Consider the following 19,531-nt stretch of genomic DNA (forward strand, 5'->3'; position numbering starts at 1 on the left):
GTATATATCTTACACATTTTATCATAATCGCGACCAAGACCGTTACTAAAAAGAAAAACAGACAGAATCCAGAGCAGACTCCATCTGTTTTTCATCATTTTGTATGCAAAGAGAATTGTGTATTATTGATAATCCGCTTCAACAACCGATGCACAACGATTGCATAGAGTAGCGTGCTCCGGTGTTTGGCCTACACTTTCAGAGTAAGACCAGCAACGTTCACATTTTTCACCGTCAGCTTTTTCAACCACAATTGCAGTTTTCTCTAAAACAAGTGCCTTTTCCGGCGCTTTTGCTTTATCCGAAATAACTTCCAATTGTGAAATGATGCAGCTTTGAGCAAAATTGACCGTTGGATCGGCAAGAAGTGATTCCACATCTTCATTCGCATAAATTGTTACTTTTGCCTCCAGCGATTTACCGATTGTTTTTGCATTACGTGCTTCTTCAAGGGCTTTTAGGACTTCATTGCGAACCTCAATCACTTTTTCCCATTTTTCTCGAAGCTCTGGGAAGTTGTCTTGCTCGTCAACTTCCGGGAAGTCTGTTAATTGAACAGATTCTTCTTCTTCGTTTAAGTAAGACCATAATTCGTCCGCCGTATGAGGCAAGATTGGCGTTAATACTTTTACCAAAGTCAGCAATGTGTCATACATAACCGTTTGCATTGCACGACGGTCATGATTGTTTTTGGATTCAATGTATACAACATCTTTTGCTACGTCCAGATAGAATGCTGATAATTCAACAGCCACAAAGTTATTAATCGTATGGTAAACCGATGCAAACTCGTAACGATCATAAGCTTGACGTACAGATTTTAGTACATCCTGCAATCGCATGTACATGTATTGATCCATTTCCCGTAAATCTTTGTAAGCAACGCGATCAGTTTTAGGATTAAAATCAGCAACGTTGCCATGCAAGAAACGAAGCGTATTGCGGATTTTACGGTATACTTCCGAGATTTGCTTCAACATATCCATCGAGATTCGAACATCACCAGTATAATCGACTGAAGCGACCCAAAGACGCAGGATATCCGCACCATATTGGTTCATTACTTTTTCTGGAATGATGACATTTCCCAAAGACTTACTCATTTTGCGCCCTTCGCCGTCCAGTACGAATCCATGAGTTAATAGCCCTTTATAAGGCGCGTATCCATTAATCGCAACAGACGTAATCAATGAAGAGTTAAACCATCCACGATGTTGGTCCGAACCTTCCAGGTAAAGGTCGGCTGGATATTTCATGCCGCGCTCAACAAGCACGCCTTGGTGGGAAGAACCCGAGTCGAACCAAACGTCCATAATGTCATTTTCTTTTGTGAAAAGTCCGTTTGGAGAACCTTCATGTGTAAAGCCTTCAGGCAGGAGCTCTTTTGCTTCGCGTTGGAACCAAATGTTTGAACCATGTTCGCGGAACAAGGATGAGATGTGTGCAATTGTTTCCGGTGTAATAATCGGCTCACCATTTTCTGCATAGAAAATTGGAATTGGCACACCCCAAGCACGTTGACGGGAAATTACCCAGTCCCCACGGTCGCGTATCATGTTGTATAGACGCGTCTCGCCCCATGATGGTGTAAATTCCGTATCGCGTACTGCTTGCAATAATTCATCACGGAACATTTCCACCGATGCAAACCATTGTGGAGTAGCACGGAAAATAACCGGTTTTTTTGTACGCCAGTCATGTGGATAGGAGTGCACAAATTTCGAAACTTTTAACAATGCACCTAACTCTTGCAATTTTTCGACCATTACCGGGTTTGCTTTTTCATAGAATAACCCTTCGAAACCAGGTGCTTCATCTGTATAACAACCGCGGTTATCCACTGGGCTTAAAATCGGCAGGTCATAGCGTTTACTTACTTGATAGTCATCTTCACCGTGGCCAGGCGCTGTGTGTACACAACCCGTACCTGCTTCAGTTGTTACATGGTCGCCAAGCATAACGAGTGAATCGCGTTTGTAAATCGGGTGTTCCGCTACTAAACGGTCCATGCTCGCACCTTGTACTTCTTGAACCACTTCATAAGATTCCCATCCTAATTCAGCCGCTACTTTTTCAAGTAAGTCTTTTGCCACGATATATTGATCGTTGTTTGCTGCTACAACAGTATAAGTAAATTCCGGATTAACGGAAATCCCTAGGTTTGCGGGAATTGTCCATGGAGTCGTCGTCCAGATAATGAATTTTGCATTTTCAGGAACAACGCCTTTTGCATCCTTAAGAGCAAACGCTACATAAATGGAATACGATTCTACATCTTTGTATTCGATTTCCGCTTCAGCCAATGCAGTTTCTGAAGATGGCGACCAATATACCGGTTTTAGCCCTTTATAGATATAGCCTTTTTCCGCCATTTTTCCAAATACTTCAATTTGGCGAGCTTCGAATTCCGGCTGCAATGTGACATACGGATTTTCCCAATCTCCGCGAACGCCCAAGCGGCGGAATTGGCCTTTTTGGTTTTCGATTTGTTCATATGCATATTCCTCGCAAAGCTTGCGGAATTCTGCAATGGACATTTCTTTGCGGTTCACGCCTTTATTTGTCAAAGCTTGCTCGATTGGGAGACCGTGAGTATCCCAGCCTGGAACATACGGCACATAGTAACCCGTCATGGAACGATGGCGGTTGATCATATCTTTAATTACTTTATTCAAGGCGTGGCCAATATGGATATCTCCGTTGGCATATGGAGGACCATCATGAAGAACGAAATGCGGACGATCTTTTGTACGCTCCAACACTTTCGCATTGATGTCCATTTCATTCCATTTTGCTTGCGTTTTGGGTTCGTTGGCCGGTAAATTCCCACGCATCGGAAATTCGGTCTTCGGCATTAATAAGGTATCTTTATACTCTACCATTTGAAAATTCCTCCTATATTTTACTTTGTTGATAAAAACAATACCAAGTGTCGTTTTTCTGGACAAAAAAAGCAACATCATCCCGAAAAGGGACGAGTTGCTATAGTCTCGCGGTACCACCCTAATTTGCAATCAAAGGTTGTTTGATTGCCTCTTAGACACTGTAACGTCGTGTTCACGAAATCACTTACTGTTCAATAGGCAAGCACCTATTAGTTCAGTGATTTGGCTCGGGAGTGATGTTCCTTCCTGAATGCTTCGTTCGAGCTTTCACCATCCTCGAATCGCTTTTGGCCACTTTCAAAAAATACTGTCTCCGTCAATGCACATTATTAATTTAGTTTATTGCTCCAATTGGTCCAGCTCCAGCGCCCAGCCGCTCGAGTCACTTCAGTCCCTCGGTCGAAAGCTAAAAAGATGCTTTCGATTCGGGCCTTCCAGTGCTTGTCGCGGCTAAACAGGGCGCTTCCGCTTTTCTTATTAGTATATGAAAAGCTAAAAATTTAGTCAAGTGAATCGGTGATTATAAGAGATTATTTAACTCTTCTTCCGATAATTCTAAGTCATCTTGTTCTTTTCTGGCGTGTTTTTGGATATCTGTAAGTCCTACATTATATTCCATTAAGTGATCCCAATCATCCGTGTTCAATAAATCCAATTGAGCTTCGACCAACACTTTGAACCGGTTACGGAATACTTTGGATTGTTTTTTCAATTCATCAATTTCAATGGCAATTCTCCGGGCTTTCCCCAATGCTTCGTTTAAAATGCGGTCTGCATTTTTTTCCGCTTCTTTTATAATCAATTTTGATTCTTGCTGGGAATTGCGGCGTACTTCTTCAGCCGCTTCCTGTGCAACCACAATCGATTTTTGAAGCGTCTCTTCCAGCGTATTATAATGGCTCATTTGCTCGGCCATTACTTTGATTTTATCTTCCAGTTCCTTTTTCTCGCGAAGAACTATTTCATAATCTTTAATAATCTGATCGAGAAATTCATTCACTTCATCTTCTGCATACCCGCGGAAGCCCCTCGTAAATTCTTTGTTATGTATATCAAGAGGTGATAATGGCATGGTCAACACTCCTTCTTATTTAAAAACATCTCACTCTATTATACATTCACAGTCGTTTCTTGACATCAAAATTTAGCAAATTTTCAAGTTAGCTATTATTTTTGCTCTAATCGACCTATCTGCAGTCGGATTTTATCTTTTTTTGTACGTCCTTCCGTCATCATTATCTTGATCCGTCCAAAGCCTCTGGCAGATAAAATATCCCCTTCCTGCACTTCAAAGGATGCGTCCTCCCTTACCGTCCAGTTCACTTTCACTTTTCCGGCTTTGATTAAAGATTGCGATTTTTGACGGGAAATATTGGCAACGGTTGCCAATATCACATCCAGCCGCATGGAAGAAACCGTATAGGATTTCTCAAACCATTCTTCACTTAATGTAATTAAACGATCAGTTTCGGTTAAAGGTTTGACATGCACTTTCGCTTTACCGATGGAAGTTAGGTTGGCCATAATATAATCTTGCACTTCCCCGGCCGCTGCAAATTGTATAATATTGTCCTCGACCCGGATATCGCCATATTTACTTCTCTCCATTCCCATAGAAAGCAATGCGCCCAATACGTCAGGATGTTTTAGCTGAACAAATTTGGAAGGAAATTTGATGGAGAAAAAAGCAACTTGAAAGTCGTCCAACTGCGCTTCAAAATAGCTCGGATAAATTATAACTCTTTGCCGCTCCGCTTCCTGGAAGCCCCCATAAGCTGTAGTCTGAAGGTCTTCGCTTTGATGGATGATCGATGAGACGATAAAACGTTCCCGCGGATCAAGAAAATCTGTTAATTTTGGCGCGAATCGATCTTCCACTTCCCGTTGCCAACCAACTACTTTTTCTATAAATGTTTGTTCATCTTTTCTGAAATGCTGAATCAAGTGCTCCATGAAGCAATCCTCGCTTTATCTAGTACTATGTTTAAGCTTTCCATGTAAATATAAAAAAACCCTACTGATGTAGGGATTGTCCTTAAATAGATACTAACCAAAAAGATTTATAAGAATGATTTTTACACCACGCTCAATAAATGATAACAATAAAATCGCAATGATGGGTGAAAAATCGATCATTCCGATAGGCGGAATGAATTTTCTGAAAAAACCAAGGTATGGTTCACATAATTTGGCCAATAAACGACCAAACGAGGATTCTTGTGCTGCCGGAACCCACGACATTAAAATATAAATAATCAGCATAAACGAATAAATCGAGAATGCCATTGTAACTACTGTAAGGATGGAATATAAATTCATATAAAAAAATTACCCTCTCTACTTTTTAATTCCGATTTCATCTCTTTTTTACATCTTTTATTATGTACATGCATAAGAGAGGATAACTTCATTCCTGAAAGGAGATGAAGTTAATAATCCTCGGATAGATAATTCGAGATTTCCCCGGATACTTCTACATTTTCCGGTGTGCATAAGAAAATGTCCGTTCCGATGCGCTGGATATCTCCACCTAATGCATACACAGTGCCGCTTAGAAAATCGATAATCCGAATTCCCGCTTCTCGATCAATGCGCTGCAAATTGACGATAATGGCACGTTTATTTTTCAGGTGCTCTGCAATATCTTGAGCTTCCGCATATACACGCGGCTCGACAATAACAACTTTAGAATTTTTCATAGAATTAGCTGCTTGTAGGCTGACTACATTACGAGGTTGAGCTTGAGGAGTTTCAACCTCTACCAGTTTTCTTTCCTTTTTGGGACGCGACTTTACAACAGTTTGTTCTCTCGGCAGGTTAACTGTATTACTTGGAACTTGCGCTTCTACTGCTTCATCTTCTTCCTCTAAGTAAAAGAAATTTTTGATTTTATTTTTCATGCTCATCTCGTATCCCTCATTTCTATCCAACAAGAGCTGTTCCGATTCTTACAAATGTTGCCCCTTCTTCAACTGCAATTTCGTAGTCATTCGACATACCCATTGATAGTTCATGGCAGGGTGCATATGGCAAGTTTAGCTTAACAACTTCTTGCTGCATTTTTTTTAACTCTTTAAATACGTTGCGAATAATCGTTTCATCTTCCGTATTGGGAGCCATCGTCATCAGGCCGACAATTCGAATATGTTCAAATTGTTCCATACTTTGAATAAACGGAATCACATCTTCGGCAGAAAGGCCATGTTTGGAGTCTTCACCCGACACATTTGCCTGTACAAAGCAATTAATCGTTTTGTTCGCTCGTTTATTGATTTCTTCTGCTAAACTAAAACGATCCAGCGAATGAAGGTAATCGATTTCATTAATTACCTGTTTTACTTTTCTTGACTGCAACGTGCCAATGTAATGCCATGTTGCATTATTACCTATTTCGCCTTTTTTTGCCAATAATCCTTCTGGACGATTTTCACCCAAGTGGATGAGACCAGCCTCGGTTGCTTCCACGGTTCTTTCTATAGATACCGATTTTGTTACAGCAATAATATTGATCTCTTGTTTAGCGTTTGCACGGTTTTTAGCTTGTTCGATCTTGTGCATAATTGTTTGCAAGTTTGTAGTGATTTTAGCCAATTTAAACCCAACTTTACCTAAATAGTTTCTTTTATTGTATCAATCTAAATAGTAATTTTCAATGTAAAGGATTAGTATTAAGAAAGTTCTCTTATCAATATTACATCTTTCCCGACAACGAGCACGTCATTAATCGGCACTTTTCGAACATGTTCTTCATTTTGCATAAACGACATGAACTTTTTTGGTTCTGCGACTAAAAATGCCTCAATGTTTCCCGTTTTCTCGTTAACCTCCGCATCTACAATATACCCAATAAAACGCCCATTTCCCGCTTCAATAATCTCTTTTTGCTGCACATCAGAAAACCGCAATATAATCTCCTTTCGTTTTAAGTTGCTATTTTAAATGAAGGCAAGCGAGCCGCCTCCGCTTTTATAAAATAAAAGCGCACTTAAAATAAGTGCGCTGCAGTTTTACCCTAATTTATAGTCTTTTTGCATTGTCTCAATTGCATTTTTCTCTAGACGAGAGATTTGCGCTTGGGAAATGCCGAGTGATTTCGCAATTTCAGTTTGTGTTTCGCCATAATAGAATCGTTTGGATAAAATCATTTGTTGGCGTTCATCTAATTTTTGCATACTTTCTTTTACACTAACATATGCCACCCACTGGTCTTCCGATACATCATCATCTCTTAATTGATCCATAATATAGACAGCATCGCCGCCATCGGAATAAATAGGCTCCTGCAATGATAATGGATCTTGAATGGCATCCAATGCGTATAAAACATCTTCCTTTTTCATTTCAATGCTTTCGGCCAGTTGTTCGATTGTCGGTTCATATAAATTCTCGGATATGAATTTCTCCTTTGCTTGCATAGCTTTATAGGCAATGTCCCGCAAAGATCTGGACACACGCAAAGCATGGTGATCACGCAAATGTCTTCTGATTTCACCAATGATCATTGGTACAGCATATGTTGAAAATCGTACATTATGCTTCAAATCAAAATGATCAATTGCTTTCAATAAGCCAATGCAGCCTACTTGGAAAAGGTCGTCTGCTTGCTCACCACGGTAAGAAAATCTTCCGACAATACTTAATACCAACCTTAAATTGCAATATACAAGTTCATCTCTTACCCATTCTTCCCCTGCTTGTAAGCGAACGAACAGCTCTCTCATCTCTTCATGTTTTAGCACTGGCAAAGAAGCAGTATCTACACCACAAAGTTCTACTTTCGTACGAACCATCTTCTTTTCCTCCGAACTGTCTGTTTTTTCCCCGCATTTTCTGGCTCTTAATGCGATTGAGACAGGAAATGCCGACTGAAGTTTCACTTCTATCTCTGAACTGTTTTTTCAGTTTGTCCGGAAAAAAAAAGAATATGCATCAAGAAATCGTCCAATTTCATCCAGAAAAGCGAAGAACGCCGTTTAGCCCCGACACAACTGGAGGGACTGACAAAAGGGCGCTCTTTGCCCTTTTAGGCAGTACCGAAGTTGTCGAGGGGCTGGCGTTCGCAGCTGGACATCCAGAAATGCGAAGGCGGCTCGCCCAGCTCCTACAACAACTGGCCGGCAACAACGCAACGTCCTGTTGCATTGCCGGCACTAGCACGTCCATGTGCGTCGGAGGAAGCCACTAGAGGACGCTTTTTGTCCTCGCGGGGGTTTTCGAAGTTGTCGAGGAGCTAGCCGCCGGAGCTGGACAATATAAAAATGAAGGCAACTCTCCCAGCCCCACATAGTTTACTGGACACCAAAAAGCGGAGGCTGCTAACTTCCCCCGCTTCCAAATTGAATTTATTCTTATAAAACAGTTTAACATTCTTCCTTACGCTTTAAGAAATTGGCTGGTTTAGATGCTCACGCAAATCTAATATGATTTTCTTTTCCAAACGTGAAATGTAGCTTTGGGAAATGCCTAGATGATCGGCTACTTCTTTTTGCGTCATTTCTTGTTTGCCATTCAAACCGAAACGGCATTCCATAATATAGCGTTCGCGTTCACTTAAGCCATTGATTGCTTGGAACATCGTCGCCCGCTCGATTTTCTTTTCCACATCATTCATGATAATTTGTTCTTCCGTCCCCAAAATATCCGAAAGCAGCAATTCATTTCCATCCGGATCGGAATTCAAAGGTTCGTCCAAGGACACTTCCCCTTTCATGCGGCTTGTCTTTCTTAAATGCATCAGGATTTCATTCTCGATACATCGGGATGCATACGTTGCCAACTTAATATTCTTTTCGGTATTAAATGTTTCGATTGCCTTGATTAATCCAATCGATCCAATGCTGATTAAATCTTCAATCGGGGTGCCCGTATTATCAAAACGTCTTGCAATATAGACAACAAGACGCAAGTTTCTTTCAATTAATGTATCTCTTGCTCTCAAATCTCCATTCATAAAGGCATCAATAACTGTTATCTCTTCTTCTCTAGTCAATGGTACTGGCAATGAGTCGTGTCCTCCTATATAGTAGGTTCCTTTTAGCCGAAACTTACTGAATATTTTTCTAATCAAGGCAATTATTTTAGTAAACAATCATTTTCCCCCTTTATGCATAAATTTGAAGGCACCATCACTATCAAATACGGCTTGGCGAATTTGCCTCGCTTTGCTTTCGGCACAGCCAAAACCCGTGCGCCCAGATTTTATCGAGCAAGCTCGATCAATTTCCTTTGAAAATCTGTAGCATTTTGCCGGAGGCTTAACTTCATTCAGTCAGATTTCCAACGATCATTGAATCGATTTTTCCATTCATCTAATTTAGAAGCTCCACTGAATGAAATCAAAGCGCCAAAACATGAAGAATCATTTGTGCATCTTGCGGATATTTTGCATCCTGTTTTGTAAAGACCACATATTGATCAAAAATTTCTTTTGTCGTAGTGCCTTTGATTACCAGTTTTTCAAAACGAAAGGCAAGTACTGTAGACCTTTCTTGTTGGACGGTTGAAATTGTTAAGATTCGTACTTTTGGATAGACATACGCAGGGAACATTTTGAGTTGATAAGGATTTTTTTCATCCCAGCTCAGCAGCGCTTTATGAAAATCTTCAGGAAGCTCCTTTGAAACTGCTTGATAGGAGAGAAAATGAACCGGCTTTCCGCTCATTGGTTCCGTACATTCATTTCCAGTATCGATAAATCCTTTTAACTGAAATGCTTTTTTAAATAAAACGAGGTCACAATCTACGACAAATGAAAGCTGGATCTTTGATTGCATCATATTTTTCCATTTTGAGTGAATCGCTGTTAAGCTTAAAAAAGCAATGGCTGTACATAAAAGAAAAAAAGTAAAATCCGAATGATTTAATAAAAAGGGCAGTAAGCTTGTTAATACACCGCCTAAAAAAAAGCTGGCTAAAAACAGTACAGTACCTTGCTTGATCAGCGACTGAAGTTTAAAGGAAAATGCTAGTCCGATTAACACCGTAAAACTTAGTAATGCTCCTATTAATGTCTGATAGAAAATGCTGGCGATGAGTCCGCTGCAAAACGCACTAAGCAGCAATCTACTCCTTTTAACATATAATCCCGTTATTTCTTGCGTAAATTTCAATAAAAAATAATTAAATAACGTATTATAGAGTACGAGTAATTCTCCAATCATTTCAACGTCCTCCTGTAATTAGAGTAACACCGTTCGTTTGAAGAATATGTCAAAACGTCGTTCGAATAATGGATTTCTTTTTGACAAGATTTTTTATAAATTGAAGAAATTAGACATGTTTTACAGAAGATTTGTAAGTTCATAAATCAATGAGTTGTATGTTCTATGTATTTTTCAAGAAATGGAGAGCTTCATCATAGGGGATTTTTGCGCCTGACGCTGCGCTTTCGGTGCAGAAAAAGGATTTTTGCGCCTGACGCTTCGCTTTCGACGCAGAAAAAGGAAGTGTCTTTGGGACACTTCCTTTTTTGTCGAATATAGACTTATCGGTTGCGACGATTACGTAAGAATGTAGGGATATCCAGCAAATCATCTTGCTGGTGTTGAACTTGTCTTGGCGTTTCTTGTTGAACTGGCTGTTCTTGCACACGTTCACGTTCACGAACTGGAGCTTGCTGTTGTGGTTGAGCTTGTCCACTACCACCCCCACGGATCGTACCCGTTGGACGTGAGCTTGTCTGGCGTTGTTGCTGTGTAAGAATATCATCAGAGAAGCCAGTCGCGATAACCGTTACAATAATTTCGTCATTTAGGTTTTCATTGATGACAGAACCGAAAATCATGTTCACTTCTTCATCAGAAGCAGATGCTACAATATCTGCAGCTTCCTGCACTTCAAATAAACTTAGGTTTGAAGCACCTGTGATATTCATGATTACGCCTTTGGCTCCATCGATCGATGTCTCAAGCAATGGACTCGAAATTGCTTTTTTCGCTGCTTCCGTAGCGCGGTTTTCTCCTGTGGCAATACCGATTCCCATTAAAGCAGATCCTTTGTCCGACATGATGGTTTTTACATCGGCAAAGTCCAGGTTGATCAAACCAGGTGTTGCAATTAAATCAGAAATCCCTTGTACCCCTTGACGCAATACGTTATCCGCTTCACGGAAAGCTTCAAGCATTGGAGTGCTCTTATCAACGATTTGCAATAATTTATCATTTGGGATCACAATCAGTGTATCTACTGCCTCTTTCATTGCCGCAATACCGCCAATTGCCTGGGTTTGGCGTTTGCGTCCCTCAAATGAGAACGGACGTGTGACCACACCTACAGTCAATGACCCTAAATCACGGGCAATAGAAGCGATTACCGGAGCAGCACCTGTTCCCGTACCGCCGCCCATTCCTGCAGTAACGAATACCATGTCAGCACCACGCAGAACTTCTTCCAATTGTTCACGGCTCTCTTCGGCAGCTTTTTTTCCTACCTCTGGGTTTGCACCAGCCCCAAGACCTCTAGTCAACTTATTGCCAATCTGTAACTTATACTCCGCTTTTGATAGATTCAGAGCCTGTGCATCTGTATTTACCGCTATAAAGTCTACACCTTGCACACCATGCTCAATCATTCTATTTACAGCATTATTACCACCACCGCCAACACCAATGACCTTGATTTTAGCTAGTTCGTCAATACTCGTATCAAATTCTAACATAGTTTCTCCTCCTGCCACGCTCATCATATATTTTACTCAAAGAACTTGTCGAATAATTTTTTAGCTTTATTAATTACGCTTGTTTTGTTTTGTTGATTATTTTCTTTCTCTACTGCATGAGATTGTTTTTTAGGAGGAGTTGTTCCCGCACCAACAGACGCATATGCAGGCGCTTGTTTTGGACTTCTACTATAAAATTCATCCTCAAAATGTGCATATCGTATTAAACCGACAGCTGTTGTGAAAGCAGGCTCTCGAACTCCTATATAATCCGGAGTATAAATTCTTACACGTGTTTGCATAACTTGGCGTGCAAGTTGTGCAATTCCCTCTAATTGTGCAACCCCACCTGTAAGGACCACTCCGCCAGGCAAATCACGCACTCCTAAACGAGCCAATTCGTCTAAAATCAGTTCAAACATTTCTTCCAGACGAACCCCGATAATTTCCGAAATGAATTTTTGGCTGTATTCATCCATTGCATCCGTTCCGGAAACCGGCACTTCAAAGATTTCTTCCTCTGAAGCATCCTCATAAAAGGCATGTCCAAACTGTTTTTTGATAATTTCTGCTTGTTCAGTAGGGGTTTTCAGTACGATGGATAAATCTTTTGTTATATGTTCGCCACCTACCGCGATTACTCCTGTTTTTGTAAGCAGGCCATCTTCAAAAACAGCGATGGTTGTTGAACCTCCACCTAAATCTATGAAGGCTGTCCCCTGGTTTTTTTCGTCTTCGGTAAGAGCGTAGAAACCCGCAGCCAATGGTTGCAAATAGATTTCCCTAATACTTAAACCTGCCCGCTCAACACATCGCAGCACATTATGAACCAAAGTTTTTGAAGTTGTAATCATTGTAGCATCCATCTCCAGACGAATACCAATCATCCCTCGAGGGTCTTTGATTTCATCTAGATTATCAACAATAAATTGACGCGGAATCAAATTTACAAGCTCCCGTTCAGGTGGAATGGACATCACTTGTGCGGATTCGATGACTCTGTCTAGATCTTCATCCGTGATTTCGCGGTTTTCGCTATTGACAGCGACAACACCTTTTACCGGCTGAAGAGTAGTTTGATTTGCTGGAATACCTAGTACGACTTCCTCTATTTTAATACCAGTCATACGTTCCGCTTGTTCGATTGCTTTCTTAATGGATTGTACTGTAGCATCTATATCAACAATTGCGCCTTTTCGGATACCATTTGATTTTACATTGCCAACGCCAATGACATGGAGTTGGTTATTTGTAATATCTCCTATCAAAACTTTAATAGAAGATGAACCGATATCTAGTGAAATATAAATATCTTGATGATTCATCATTCCGCACCTCCTTCGTTTCCTACTATATTTTATTCTATTGTAAATCCAAAGTGATGTCTAAAAAAATCCATACATATTCTTTCATTTTACAGCTATTATACTGTATTTTCATCCTTTTTTATATGTCTCTCTTCCCATTTTGTTATCAAAATTCGTCGAATGACTGCTATATTTTGAAACAGGCGTACACCAAAGGCAAAAATGGCAGCCAAATAAAGGTCAACGCCCAAATGTACACCCAAGAATGCCAGTCCCGCCGCAAGGATGATATTAAAGAAAAACCCTGAAATAAATACTTTGTCATCATATACCTGCTGCAAGTGTGCCCGGATACCGCCGAATAGTGTATCCAATGCCGCAAGTACAGCGATGGATAAGTAGTTTTCATAAACGGCAGGGATTTGCATATCGGTTAATAACCCTAAACTTAGTCCTAAAAGTAATCCTAAAAACGGTAACCACATAGTTATTCCCCTTCGTTATTTTCAGCTAAATAATCAGTTGGCAATTGTCCCTCAAATTCCGTAATCGTGATTTTTTGCTGCGGCTCATTGATTGTCAAACTTAGATTATCAAGGTAAAAATCATCCCTGAAAGAAGATGCATATAAGTAGCCGTAGAGTTTCTCGGCATCTTCATATGTTTCGGCAATAATTTTCATTTCAATGTCTGCTTCTTCAATTGGCACACTGTTAATCGTTGTTTCCCCACTGATGAATCGAATGGCGGATGTATGGGTAAGGCGCTGGCCCGCAATTTCAATATAGCGCCCATCGTAACGATAAATTTCATTAACCAATCGAATCAACAGATCAGGAGAAATTGGTTCAATTTCATAGCCGAATTGGATTAATTCCTTTGCCGGCTCAATCTCCAATACTAAACCTGGCCCCGAGACCGGCAGCAATCCGGCTTGACGCTTCAAATCTTCCACCGTATTTTTCAACAATGCCGCTTGTCTGCTTTCACTGTCGTTTTCATACTGCCCGATAGATTGGTTAACCCTGTCAATTTTCGATAATAAATCCGAATGCAATGCTTTCTGCTTGGAAAGCTCCTGTCTGATTTCCCAGATGTCACGGGTATCTCTCGTAGTTGGGTTTTGAACCGTATTATATTGAACCGCAATCATTAAGCCGATGATAAATGATATAATCGTTATTCGGGTCACTATTTTTTTCTTCATTGGTTCCCCTCCTAAACGCTAAACAGGCTTGTCCACGAATATAATTACGATACTATTTCATCATTAATGGTTGGCATGTTGATTAAATTTCGTTCTTCCAGCGTGACAACGATTCGATCATTTAATAATTGGTCAAATACGCCTCCCGTTATTTTCAGCGAAGAAACAAGCGTTTCCGAATTACCGACAGCTTCAATTACGAAAGGTGCAGGATATTGCTTGCCATCCACTGTTATAACTGGGCCATTGCACCTGATATAGGAATTTGATTTGAGTCGGTGTCCATTAATGGAAATGGCTTCTGCTCCGGATATTTTCAATTCATTGATAACCGACAACACATGGAATTCATGCACAATATAATCATTTGGATTCGTAGAGTTCGGATTATATTCGTTGTCTTTTAGCGTTACCCGAATTCCTTCCCCCTGTGCAGGTAAATACCCGAGCACTAATCGCAATCTTTCTGCTTCTTCGATTAAATGCTCATACTCTTCTTCATTTTCCGCAAACGTTTTTTCGTATTCTCTCATTTTGTTTTGCAAGGAATAGTATTCTTCCGCCAATTCTTTATTTCTTTCCTGCTGCTCAATCAATTCTTCACGATAAGAGTCTTCTTGATTCCAATAAGGATCCGTTGCTTTTTGTTGATTTTGCGTGAGTTTAAAAGAATAGCCAATCATAAATCCTGTAGCGATGCATACAATGAGTATGATGAGCTGCTTTCTTTTAAATTTGCCGCTTTTAAGGTGAAGTGGCTTCTTCATCAGTTATCACTTCCTCTTCTCCCTCACCGGATTCTTCTTTATTCGAATCATTGCTGAATGGGGCATATTCATCTTCATAAGATTTGTAATATGACCCAACCTCAATATCGATAATGCCTTTCTGATTGGTCCCATCGTTTTCGATTTGCGCGACAATCGATGGGTAATAATTCAGTTTGTCAGCCAATGATGTTACTTCCGCCCGAACTTCATAGCCATCATTCATAAATAGAGTGATAGAGAAAGGATTCGAATTGGAAGGGGTGGAATTAATTTGTGAAATCATCGATAAAACATTTTTATCAAGTTTTCCGAGTTCTTTTAATAACCGTCTTCTAACCTTTTCATCTTCAAAATTCAAAAACAAGGGTGCATCAATCGGCTTCAGTTTGCTGGATTCTTTAAAAACATCGCCATTTGCCAACAGCGGATAAAGTTTTTGGTCAAGAGAAAGGTAAGCAACCGTTTCCCATTCATCCACTTCAATTTGCACAGTCGTCAGCCACTTTCTTTTAACCTGCACATCTTTTATCCAATAGTCTTTACCGATTGTGTCCTCAATGTCATTTGCTTTAAAACCCCAAATCGAATCGCCGGTTTGCAAGCCCGATTGCTTTTCATATGCTTCAGCACCCACCAAGTCGGCGCCGTTTACTTCAACTTTACTGATTTTGCTATAGGGAGATTGAAAGTAAAGGAGTAAAAATAAGGTTATTAAAAAAATCAGCAGGAGGAAAATAAATTTGAAATTTGTTCGCTTTCTTCGTTTTTCTCGCAGGGTTGGTATACGCTCTTCAATATCGATTACTTTATCCATAATTTCTACTCCTCCTTTCTATTAAAAGCGCAGGCGCCCTGCTTAGCCCCGCGTCGACGAAAGCGCAACGTCGTGTTGCATCGTCGACATGACTCACTTCGTGTGAGCCCCATGCGCTGGAGCCTCCGATACAAAGGCGCTTTTTGCCTTTGTCTGAGGAGGCGAAGCGACTCGAGGGGCTGGGCGCCGGAGCTAGACAACATTAATTGCGCAGGCGGCTCGTCCAGCCCCACGTCGACGAAAACACATCGTCTGCATTCTCGCCGACATAGTTGCCTACTGCTATACTTCAAGAATTAACATTTTCATAGATTCATTCAACTTACTGTTAACTGCTACGTGGGATCCTTTCGGTTTGCAAAGCTAATGATAATGGCAACTACAAACCAAATAATCATCAGTGATGTTCCGCCATAGCTGATAAACGGCAGTGTAACGCCCGTTACCGGAATCAGGCCGATCACCACTCCAATATTCAAGGCGGCCTGAAATCCAACCATCCCTACAAGGGCCGATATGGCATAAAAGTCGGCACTCTTTAATGATTGGATTGCCAGTCCACATCCAGCATAAATAAACAAACCAAACAATCCCAATACAACACAGCCACCCAAAAATCCGATTTCCTCCAAAATAATGGAGAAAATAAAATCATTTTGAGGCTCTGGCAAATATAAAAACTTTTGGCGGCTTGCCTGAAAACCATGGCCCAGCAAACCGGCGGGACCAATGGCTAATTGGGACTGAACTGCCTGGAACCCGCTAACCAGGGGATCTGCCCAAGGATTGATAAAAGCCTCAATCCGTTTCAACCGATATGGAGCAGACGCGATTAATCCTACCAACCCCATAATTCCCAACAGAATGAACCCGACATACAACTTTATCGGATATCTTGCAATAAAGAGCAATAAAAAAGAAGAGACCACCAGAATAAAAACGGAGCCAAAATCCGGCTGCATCATAATTAAAGCGCTGGGAAGAATGATAATAAGAAAATGCTTTATTTGAACAACCCGCTCATCTTTTTTTACTTTGCTAAGCAAAAAGCTTAAATACATTAGAGTTGTAATTTTCACCAATTCTGCCGGCTGAATCGTCAATGGACCAAGACCAATCCAGCTTCTGGAGCCATTTCGCCATATGCCGATGCCCGGTATCAATACGAGGATCAATAGAACCAATGAAAAAACGTAAAGTAGAGTCCAAGTCTTTTCCTGAGTGAAAAACGGCGTATTTGTCACGAACAAAAAGACGAGGATAGCGAGAACCAAGTAAATACTTTGCTTCATATAGAACGGCAACTGGCCTTCGTAATGAATGGAACTCCAATATGTACCCGCAGAAAAAATGAAGATTACCCCGATTATGGACAAGATCAACGCAGAACCAATGAATAGCCTTTTATAAGTAAACTTCAGCTAAGGCATCCTTTCCTATTCTCATGATTACGTTCTGTTTTTTTACAAATCCGTGCTCGGAGAATTTGCTCCAAGCACAGAGGTTATACCGTTATCATCGTTTTTACAATTTCATTACCGCTTCAATAAATAAATCCCCGCGTATTTCAAAACTTTTGTATTGATCCCAGCTTGCACAAGCCGGTGACAATAAGACAACTTCACCGCTCTTTGAAATACGGGCGGCCTGCAAAACAGCATCCTCAACATCCTGCGCCAACACAACTTCCTCTACACCGCAAGATTTTGCAAATTCAAGAAATCGTTCGCCCGTTTGTCCAAAGGCGACAACACCTCTTACATTTTTCATCGATAGACGCAATTCTTCAAATGAATGACCACGATCCAACCCTCCTGCGATTAAAACCGTCGGCTGTGTAAAGGCATCCAAAGCCACTTTTGTTGCAAGGCAATTGGTTGCTTTGGAGTCATTGTAAAATTTGCGCCCGTTCCATTCCCTTACAAATTGCGTACGGTGGCGTACCCCGGTAAAGGTGCATAAAACTTGCTCGAGGGCATTTTTATCACAGCCATATAAAATGCAGGCGGCAAGGGATGCCAAAATATTTTCCAGGTTATGTTTTCCCGGCAACGCAATAATTTTACGTTCAATAAACGGTTCGCCTTGCCAATAAATCGTTGCAGCATCCGCACTGATTCCTTCGTTTGTACGGCCGTCTGAATAGAACGGTACTTTTCTAGCTTTTGATTTTGAAGCAAGTTCTTTTACAACGTCCTGGCCTGCATTATAAATCAGCCAGTCGTTTTCATCCTGGTTTTTCGTAATGGCAAACTTTGCTTTTGCATATTCCTCGAAAGTTCCATGATAATCCAAATGAGCATCAAATAAATTGGTCAAGATGGCGATTTTGGGTTTGAACGCAACTGTACCCATCAACTGGAAAGAAGAAAGTTCCGTTACGATTACATTGTCTTCCGCAGCTTCACGGGCAACTCCACAGGCAACGGTTCCAATATTCCCGGCGATTAAAGGGTTGCGATTGCCTCGCTGTAACATTTCGAAGAGTAAAGTAGTCGTTGTCGTTTTGCCATTTGTACCCGTGATTCCGATAATCGGCGCTTCACTTATTAAATAGGCGAGTTCCACTTCCGTAATAACAGGGATGCCGCGTCCAATGGCATCTTCAATAATTGGATTGTTATAAGGAATACCAGGGTTTTTAACAATTAATACGAATCCTTCATCCAGCAAGTCTTCTGGATGTCTGCCGCAAATAACGGTAATTCCTTTTTCCAATAGCCCTTGTGCCTGAGGATTTTCATCAAAGGGTTTTGAATCGTTGACAGTTACAAAAGCGCCCAATTCATGCAATAATTCGGCTGCTGCGACGCCACTTTTCGCCAACCCCAGCACCAACACTTTTTTATGTTGCAATTTTGTATATTGAATCATATTAATGCCTCCGTTACGACTGCGATTAAAGCAACAACCAATGCTGTTGACCAAAAGACGCCCACCACTTTGCGTTCGGACCATCCACTTAATTCAAAATGGTGGTGAATGGGACTCATTTTAAAGATTCGTTTTCCTCTTAATTTGAAGCTGGCCACTTGTAAAATAACTGAAAGTGTTTCCACTACAAATACTAAGCCAATCAAGAGTAAAAGCAGTTCCTCTTTTACCAGAACCGAGACTAAAGCAAGCGCCCCTCCCAATGCAAGGGAACCGGTATCACCCATAAACACCTTTGCTGGGTTCGCATTAAAAATTAAAAAGCCTAATAGCGCACCCGTTACCGCAAATGTAAATAACGCAACATCCGCTTGCTCATTATATAGCGCAAGGACACCAAATGCGGAAAACGCAATGGATGCCGTGCCTGCAACCAATCCATCCAGACCATCCGTTAAATTGACTGCATTGGAGAAGCCGACCAACCAGAAAATTAAAAAGCCTACATAAAAAATTCCCAAATCAATCGACCAATCCGTAAACGGAATGCCAATTGACGTATCAAATGATCCCAGTCTCAACAATAGGAAAGCTGCAACCGAAATGATAATTTGGCCAATTAATTTTTGCAGGGATGTTAACCCCAAATTGCGTTTAAAAATGACTTTAATGCCGTCATCCAAAAATCCGATTAAGCCAAAACCTGCTAAAACAAGGATGATGACCACCGATTGAGTCGTAAAGATGCCAAACATATTTCCAACAATCACTGTCGTAGCGATAATCGAGATTAAGAATATGATTCCCCCCATAGTAGGAGTTCCAGCCTTTTTCATATGGGATTGCGGGCCTTCTTCCCGGATACTCTGTCCAAATTTTAATCGGCGCAGCATGGGAATCAATATAGGCGCCAGAACCACGGAAACGATAAATGAAATCGCTAGTATGGTTATTGTTGTTGTGATTGTCATGTTAAATCTCCTTTAATTTCTCTTTCTTACTTCATATTTTCTATTCT

19 protein-coding genes and 1 other annotated feature are annotated in these 19,531 nt (G+C 40.8%); all 19 genes read right to left on the bottom strand.

Going from position 1 to position 19,531, the window contains the following annotated elements; translation table 11 throughout:
- Window positions 1–122 precede the first annotated feature (122 nt).
- Window positions 123–2,882, bottom strand: coding sequence for an isoleucine--tRNA ligase (gene ileS / locus D1B33_RS02395; RefSeq protein ID WP_118874731.1), 2,760 nt, complete (start codon window positions 2,880–2,882; stop codon window positions 123–125).
- Between the two features lie 85 nt (window positions 2,883–2,967).
- Window positions 2,968–3,214, bottom strand: a binding site (T-box leader).
- Between the two features lie 191 nt (window positions 3,215–3,405).
- Complete coding sequence (locus D1B33_RS02400; RefSeq protein WP_118874732.1) at window positions 3,406–3,957, bottom strand: DivIVA domain-containing protein; 552 nt, start codon at window positions 3,955–3,957, stop codon at window positions 3,406–3,408.
- 95 nt (window positions 3,958–4,052) lie between these two features.
- The gene (locus D1B33_RS02405; protein WP_118874733.1) at window positions 4,053–4,838 is read right to left on the bottom strand and encodes a YlmH family RNA-binding protein; all 786 of its coding nucleotides are present in this window, start codon (window positions 4,836–4,838) and stop codon (window positions 4,053–4,055) included.
- Between the two features lie 93 nt (window positions 4,839–4,931).
- Window positions 4,932–5,204 carry a YggT family protein gene (locus D1B33_RS02410; RefSeq protein WP_118874734.1) on the bottom strand — a complete coding sequence of 91 codons (273 nt, stop codon included), beginning with the start codon at window positions 5,202–5,204 and terminating at the stop codon, window positions 4,932–4,934.
- Window positions 5,205–5,314: 110 nt separating this feature from the next.
- The gene (locus tag D1B33_RS02415) at window positions 5,315–5,791 is read right to left on the bottom strand and encodes a cell division protein SepF (protein WP_118874735.1); all 477 of its coding nucleotides are present in this window, start codon (window positions 5,789–5,791) and stop codon (window positions 5,315–5,317) included.
- A 16-nt stretch (window positions 5,792–5,807) separates the two neighbouring features.
- Window positions 5,808–6,476, bottom strand: coding sequence for a YggS family pyridoxal phosphate-dependent enzyme (locus D1B33_RS02420; protein WP_118874736.1), 669 nt, complete (start codon window positions 6,474–6,476; stop codon window positions 5,808–5,810).
- Between the two features lie 77 nt (window positions 6,477–6,553).
- On the bottom strand, window positions 6,554–6,790 hold the full coding sequence (locus D1B33_RS02425; RefSeq protein WP_118874737.1) for a PRC-barrel domain-containing protein: 237 nt from the start codon (window positions 6,788–6,790) through the stop codon (window positions 6,554–6,556).
- 102 nt (window positions 6,791–6,892) lie between these two features.
- Window positions 6,893–7,675, bottom strand: a complete 783-nt coding sequence (sigG, locus tag D1B33_RS02430; RefSeq protein WP_118874738.1) for an RNA polymerase sporulation sigma factor SigG — start codon at window positions 7,673–7,675, stop codon at window positions 6,893–6,895.
- Window positions 7,676–8,265: 590 nt separating this feature from the next.
- Window positions 8,266–8,973 carry an RNA polymerase sporulation sigma factor SigE gene (gene sigE, locus D1B33_RS02440; RefSeq protein ID WP_118874740.1) on the bottom strand — a complete coding sequence of 236 codons (708 nt, stop codon included), beginning with the start codon at window positions 8,971–8,973 and terminating at the stop codon, window positions 8,266–8,268.
- 247 nt (window positions 8,974–9,220) lie between these two features.
- The gene (locus D1B33_RS02445; protein ID WP_118874741.1) at window positions 9,221–10,045 is read right to left on the bottom strand and encodes a sigma-E processing peptidase SpoIIGA; all 825 of its coding nucleotides are present in this window, start codon (window positions 10,043–10,045) and stop codon (window positions 9,221–9,223) included.
- Between the two features lie 323 nt (window positions 10,046–10,368).
- Window positions 10,369–11,541 carry a cell division protein FtsZ gene (gene ftsZ / locus D1B33_RS02450; protein WP_118874742.1) on the bottom strand — a complete coding sequence of 391 codons (1,173 nt, stop codon included), beginning with the start codon at window positions 11,539–11,541 and terminating at the stop codon, window positions 10,369–10,371.
- Window positions 11,542–11,573: 32 nt separating this feature from the next.
- The gene (ftsA, locus tag D1B33_RS02455) at window positions 11,574–12,866 is read right to left on the bottom strand and encodes a cell division protein FtsA (protein WP_118875198.1); all 1,293 of its coding nucleotides are present in this window, start codon (window positions 12,864–12,866) and stop codon (window positions 11,574–11,576) included.
- 98 nt (window positions 12,867–12,964) lie between these two features.
- The gene (locus tag D1B33_RS02460) at window positions 12,965–13,333 is read right to left on the bottom strand and encodes a small basic family protein (RefSeq protein WP_118874743.1); all 369 of its coding nucleotides are present in this window, start codon (window positions 13,331–13,333) and stop codon (window positions 12,965–12,967) included.
- 2 nt (window positions 13,334–13,335) lie between these two features.
- Window positions 13,336–14,055 carry a DUF881 domain-containing protein gene (locus D1B33_RS02465; protein WP_118874744.1) on the bottom strand — a complete coding sequence of 240 codons (720 nt, stop codon included), beginning with the start codon at window positions 14,053–14,055 and terminating at the stop codon, window positions 13,336–13,338.
- A gap of 44 nt (window positions 14,056–14,099) precedes the next feature.
- Entirely contained in the window at window positions 14,100–14,822 is a 723-nt protein-coding gene (locus tag D1B33_RS02470) for a DUF881 domain-containing protein (RefSeq protein ID WP_118874745.1), read from the bottom strand.
- Window positions 14,800–15,639: a cell division protein FtsQ/DivIB gene (locus D1B33_RS02475; protein ID WP_118874746.1), complete on the bottom strand. Its 840-nt coding sequence runs from the start codon at window positions 15,637–15,639 to the stop codon at window positions 14,800–14,802. Before D1B33_RS02475 ends, D1B33_RS02470 begins: the two co-directional genes overlap by 23 nt.
- Window positions 15,640–15,974: 335 nt before the next feature.
- Window positions 15,975–17,060 (bottom strand): FtsW/RodA/SpoVE family cell cycle protein, encoded by a 1,086-nt coding sequence (locus D1B33_RS02480; RefSeq protein ID WP_233549386.1) that lies wholly within the window; start codon window positions 17,058–17,060, stop codon window positions 15,975–15,977.
- Window positions 17,061–17,163: 103 nt separating this feature from the next.
- A complete protein-coding gene (gene murD / locus D1B33_RS02485) occupies window positions 17,164–18,513 on the bottom strand; it encodes a UDP-N-acetylmuramoyl-L-alanine--D-glutamate ligase (protein ID WP_118874748.1) in 1,350 nt (449 codons plus the stop codon).
- A complete protein-coding gene (mraY, locus tag D1B33_RS02490; protein WP_118874749.1) occupies window positions 18,510–19,484 on the bottom strand; it encodes a phospho-N-acetylmuramoyl-pentapeptide-transferase in 975 nt (324 codons plus the stop codon). Before mraY ends, murD begins: the two co-directional genes overlap by 4 nt.
- Window positions 19,485–19,531: the final 47 nt, after the last annotated feature.

It is taken from the genome of Ureibacillus yapensis (assembly GCF_003515775.1).
Taxonomy (GTDB): Bacteria; Bacillota; Bacilli; order Bacillales_A; family Planococcaceae; genus Ureibacillus; species Ureibacillus yapensis.